This window comes from Gemmatimonadota bacterium, assembly GCA_009838845.1.
Classification (GTDB): Bacteria; Latescibacterota; UBA2968; order UBA2968; family UBA2968; genus VXRD01.
In genome coordinates, this window is the sequence record VXRD01000096.1 from 1 (window position 1) to 5353 (window position 5353).

Consider the following 5353-nt stretch of genomic DNA (forward strand, 5'->3'; position numbering starts at 1 on the left):
CAATAATATAATGTGTAAAAACTACCAGTCGTTTACACAAAGGAGACAAACATGAAACCCTTCTATCTGTTGATCTCCTGTATCGCCATTGTCTTCATACCTGCCCAAAACACCCTGGTTCTTGCTCAAGAAACAATGGCCCCCGTGCCATCCAGACCCACTCTGACAGTTGTGGCCTCTCCAACGGACTCCATCATCGCGATATCTTACACTGTTCCCGAATCTTCTTTTGTAAATCTGAGCATATCGGGCACTGTTGGCGGCGTAATTGCCATCCCCGTATATGAGCCTCGTATGCCAGGGGAATACACAGTCAAACTCAATAAGAAACATTGGCCTCAAGAAGTCTATACCATCTCCGTTGTTTTAAACCATGACAGGAAAAGGCGCAGGTCCAGGCGCTTTACCCATCATGCTCCCGACAGACAAATAGCTTCAGACGAACAACTTCAGCAAGTATGGAATCAGGCTATATCAAGCATGAGATTTGATCCTGAAACTTCCGTAAAACACTGGGAAACACTGCTCGAAAACACAGACTATGAAAATCGCGGTGCGGCATTTCTCTACTCTTGCGGACCACTCCTGAAAGTAGCGGATAGTACGCGCGTGCATGCTCAGATAGACAGCGCGGTAAAGTGGGTCCCCCGTTCCAGTGTTTATAAATCTATCGCCATATTTATGAACGGCCATGACTTACCGTCCTCGTACGGCGATGTGAAATTATACCCCTCTACCGCACTGCAATACGCAAAGAAAGCAATCGCTTCTGCCGATGACATTCCCCTACCGCACCGCAAACATGCCCTTTGCAGCTATTATCGCGTTTTGGGTCATTCTTATCTCGCTGCAGAAAAACTCGATGACGCAGAGATAGCATTTCAGAAAGTGCTGTCCCTCTTCGGGGAACTTCCTGAGCATCACACACTTGTAAAAAATAAATGGGATGGTGGCGTCTTAAAAGACCTGGGAATGGTAAAAACGCTCAAACGCGATTACGATGGCGCGCTGCAATTATATTCAGATGCACTTGTCAAAAATCCTTGGGATACCGACCTCTGGAATATGCTTCAGCGCGTTTACACCCTTCGGCATGGCACGGACGAAGGGTATCGCGCATTTGCGACGCGCCTCGAACAGAGGCTTCCCTCAAAAAACGAAGCGGATGAAATACGCTCACTTATCGGCAAGAACTTTCCTGATTTCTCATTGAAAACCATCGAAGGCGAAACCATTAACTTTGCCGATTTGAAGGGCCAGATCGTCGTCGTGAACTTTTGGGGATCCTGGTGCGGACCGTGCATACCAGAGCTATCGATGTTGGAAAAAATCCATAGCGAATATAGCGATGCGCCCGTCAAAGTAATCGCCATCCACGACATGTTCAGGAGGGGGATCTTCAAAGATTATTTATCTACGATCCAAAAAATTGCAGAACAGACGAATATCTCCTTTCCAATGCTTTACGACACAAAGGAAGCAAACATAGCAGGCAGGAGTGATATTCGGCATACTCCAACGACACTCATAATCGATAAGGAAGGCAAAATTCAATATGAGGAAATGGGTTATGTTGAGACCAGGTTCTTACCTCAGGTAAAGGCAATAATCGAAAAACTGATCGCTGGATAAAAATCAATTCCAGAAATGAGGTATAGTCGATGAATTTTGAATTAGACCCCAGAAGTGGTATCCCTTTCTATCGCCAGATCATTGACCAGATTCGTTATGGCATTGCTGCTGGCAAATTGAATGTAGGAGACCAATTACCCACTGTTCGCGCGTTGGCCGTAGAACTCAAAGTCAATCTCAACACCATCAGCAAAGCCTATCGGGAACTGGAAATTAAAAACATTCTGGAAACCCAGCAGGGTTCAGGAACATTTATCGCGCCAGTAAAAGTAGAGATTCCCGACAACGAAAAGGAAAAAAAACTGACTGGTATATGCAATGAATTCCAGAGCATTGCCGCGGCCTACGGATTCAACCTTGCAGACTTGATCAAAGAACTGAAACAACGACAAGGAGCAGACCATGAACGATAAAATTCCTCTGAACAAGCATATCAATCTCGTCTCGATCTTCATTTTCCTCATCCTCACACTGGCAAACGCAATCCTGTTCTATACGGACCTGATTTCTTTAACCATTGCCCTGATCGGACTGGCTGCTACGCTATTCATTGCCGCCACATTGAAAATCTCTGACCAGTGGGAAAAAGCCGTGGTCTTGCGTATGGGAAAATTTATAGGATTAAAAGGTCCGGGCTGGTTTCTCATCATTCCCATCATCGACCGGGTCGATAAATACATCGACCAGCGAGTTCGGGTCACTGACATTAGAGCCGACTCTACTCTGACAAAAGACACTGTACCGGTCAACGTCGATGCCGTCGTCTATTGGACCGTTTGGGATGCTGAAAAAGCCGCCCTCGAAGTTCAGGAATATGAATACGCCGTTTCACTCGTCTCCCGGACTGGCCTGCGCGACATCATCGGCAAACACGAATTGGCAGATCTCCTGCAAAATCGAGAAAAGATCGCCGAGGCATTGCAACAGGCCCTTGACGAAACGACCAGTTCCTGGGGCATTACCTGTCAGAGTGTCGGCATCAAAGACATTGTTATACCACCCGACCTTGCAGATGCCATGAGCAAGCAAGCCCAGGCAGAAAGAGAACGCCAGGCCCGGATCATCCTGGGCACAGCCGAAACCGAAATCTCAGAAAAATTCTCTCAAGCCAGCGAAAACTATCACAATAATCCCGTTGCCCTGCAACTGCGCGGCATGAACATGCTCTTTGAAGGACTCAAAGAAAAAGGGTCTCTGGTCATCGTACCGAGTTCTGCCCTGGAATCGATGAACCTGGGGGCTATTGGTGGACTGACTGCCCTTGCCGAGCAAAACACAAACGAAACGCCCAACCCGACTGAAGAGACAGCGTAAACGCCATTAGAAACAAAAAAAGCCGCTCAAAAGAGCGGCTTTTGCATGAGGGAGGCGGAATCACTCCACCCGAAAAACCACAGAATCCGCGGCCATAGAAGCGAACAAACCAATACCCCCCTTTACATGGAACTGCGGCTCATCCAACGCCGCTTCATCCTGCGCGCTCGAAATCAAATAATCGCCGTAATTCTCATCCAGCGCATAGACCAGAAATGAGTATATACCATAATACGAAAACTGTCTCGGATTTAAGGACAACGAGCGCCCCTGCAAAAAACGCCATTGATCTGCCCGAGCAATACTATCCCGCAGCGCGCCCAGCCCCGTAGTATCTACTCCGCCGCCAAAACCCCCACCAAATCTTCCAAACTGAGTCGCCAGCGAAATTTGCTCCAACAATTCCACAGACTTGCGCGTCGTAACATACCCCCCCTGTGTCTCACCCTCCCATGTAACCCGATATGCATCACCCCCAATCAACAGCGAAGATGCGCCCGAAACATACGGCGCAACCGGCACCGTCGTCTGCGCCGTCGCTGTACCCAACCCCGTCGTAACAGACAAGTGATATGTCTTACCCGACTCAACAATCAGATCCGACTGCTCGTAATAACCCGGCTTATCCACCACAGGTGACAACTCGTACGACACTCCATCCACCTCAATCGTCACCAGCGCATCGGACAGCGCACTCGCCTCGCGATCATACACACTGGAAAGCGGCATCGTTGTACCCACAAACAAATCGGACACAGGACTCCCCGCCCGCAAATAACCCTCGACATAAACCGTCTCTCGAAACTCCCCCAACGACTCAGTCGGCGCCGTGCTACAACCCCCTGCACCAAGACCGAGAACAAAACAAAATATCCACTGTATGTTTTTCATCCCAGGATCCTCTCTCACATATTAAAACGAAAACCAATACTCGGCAAAATCGGCTGCAGAAGCACATCCTGCACCTGAATCTCCGGCTCAGTCGCATCAAACGAGCGATACCACACATTGCGTCGGTTATAGACATTGAACACACTGAACACTATCTGCCCCCCAACGCCACCCCACCTGAAATCGCGCGTAATACCCAGATCCATGCGGTGATAGGCCGGCAACCGATAGGCATTCTTCTCCGACACATGGACATAGGGAATGGACTGTCCTGTTGGCTGCTGCACCTCATAGCGCGCCTCCGGAAGCGTATATGCCTGCCCCGTGCCATAAACCCAATTGGCATTCAAATTCCAGCCCCTGCCCAGATAATAATCCGTCACAACAGAAACATCGTGTCGCCGGTCGTACTTTGGCGGAAACGGATTGCCCTGGTTCAAAGCGGCAAAAGTATGCTCGGTCTTACTCAACGTATATCCGACCCAACCCTTCAAACGCCCCTCAGTCTTCCGAAGCAAAAACTCACCACCATAAGATCTTCCCGAACCAGTGGCGAACAAATCAGACAGCGGCGTCGAATCGCTCAGACGAACCTGGGACTGAAACTCAACCAGATCGTCCATCTCTTTGTGATAAAACTCCAGATCCACCTGCCAGCTTTCGCCCGGCGTCAACATAAGGCCAAACGCATTGTGAACGGCTTTCCCCGGCGTCAAAGTCTCATCCACCGGCAGCCACATATCGGTCGTATAGGTATTGGCCTCAATCGAAATCAAATTGACAAACTGGTGATAAATGCCCCAACCGCCCTTAAACGCTATCCTGTCATCCAATTGAAACAACCCCGCCACGCGCGGAGACCATCGGGTATAATTGCCACTCTGGAAATGACTCACGCGTAGCCCAGGCGTCAACTCCAGACGCCCCCAACGCATCGTATGCTCGAGAAAACCCGTCTGATAAAAAGACGACGTATTAATCTGTGACCGGGTCGAATCTCCCACGCCCTGCTTGTAAAAAGCGTCATACGATGTAAACTGGGCACCCACGCGCGTCGTGTGAAAAGGCCCCGAATAAAGATCAAACGTCAACTTGGCCGTCAAATCGTTCAACTCATTATTGCGATTCAATGCAAAACCGCGCCGCCCACCTCCACCTTGCCCGGTTTGCCCACTATTGGCAGACTCGTTTTGATTGGTCGCAACATCAAAATTGGACAGATATCGACTCGCCGAAACCTGCACATTGCCAATCAAATTATCCGTATAAATATGCAACCACTTAAACCGCGCAATCCGATTGCCCCAATCCATGAGCTGATCGCGGGTTTGCTCCCGAAAAGACGGTAGCGACAGATTCAGCGCATCATTGCCCATATATCCACTCACCGAAACCCGGTCATTGTCAGACACATCAAAATTGAGCTTGAAATTCGTATCGTAGAACCCGTAATCCTGCCCAAAATCGCTCGTCTGCTGCTGAAAATTGAACCGCGCCTGCCCAAACCGTCCCCCAC

4 protein-coding genes are annotated in these 5353 nt (G+C 49.3%); 3 read left to right on the forward strand and 1 reads right to left on the reverse strand.

Annotated elements, in window-relative coordinates; genetic code table 11:
* The first annotated feature begins 51 nt into the window (after positions 1–51).
* The 3 genes from F4Y39_12270 to F4Y39_12280 are packed head-to-tail and all read left to right on the forward strand — an operon-like array spanning position 52 to position 2946.
* A complete protein-coding gene (locus F4Y39_12270) occupies positions 52–1632 on the forward strand; it encodes a redoxin domain-containing protein (GenBank protein ID MYC14494.1) in 1581 nt (526 codons plus the stop codon).
* Between the two features lie 29 nt (positions 1633–1661).
* Positions 1662–2045: a GntR family transcriptional regulator gene (locus F4Y39_12275; protein ID MYC14495.1), complete on the forward strand. Its 384-nt coding sequence runs from the start codon at positions 1662–1664 to the stop codon at positions 2043–2045.
* The gene (locus F4Y39_12280) at positions 2035–2946 is read left to right on the forward strand and encodes a slipin family protein (GenBank protein ID MYC14496.1); all 912 of its coding nucleotides are present in this window, start codon (positions 2035–2037) and stop codon (positions 2944–2946) included. Before F4Y39_12275 ends, F4Y39_12280 begins: the two co-directional genes overlap by 11 nt.
* A 60-nt stretch (positions 2947–3006) precedes the next feature.
* Here the strand turns inward: F4Y39_12280 and F4Y39_12285 are convergent, their stop codons facing one another.
* Complete coding sequence (locus tag F4Y39_12285) at positions 3007–3837, reverse strand: DUF4249 family protein (GenBank protein ID MYC14497.1); 831 nt, start codon at positions 3835–3837, stop codon at positions 3007–3009.
* Between the last annotated feature and the right edge of the window lie 1516 nt (positions 3838–5353).

Excerpts from the sequence above, each read along its gene's own strand:
- F4Y39_12270 (MYC14494.1), top strand. The coding sequence starts at position 52 with ATGAAACCCTTCTATCTGTTGATCTCCTGTATCGCCATTGTCTTCATA.
- F4Y39_12275 (MYC14495.1), top strand. The coding sequence starts at position 1,662 with ATGAATTTTGAATTAGACCCCAGAAGTGGTATCCCTTTCTATCGCCAG.
- F4Y39_12280 (MYC14496.1), top strand. The coding sequence starts at position 2,035 with ATGAACGATAAAATTCCTCTGAACAAGCATATCAATCTCGTCTCGATC.
- F4Y39_12285 (MYC14497.1), bottom strand. The coding sequence starts at position 3,837 with ATGAAAAACATACAGTGGATATTTTGTTTTGTTCTCGGTCTTGGTGCA.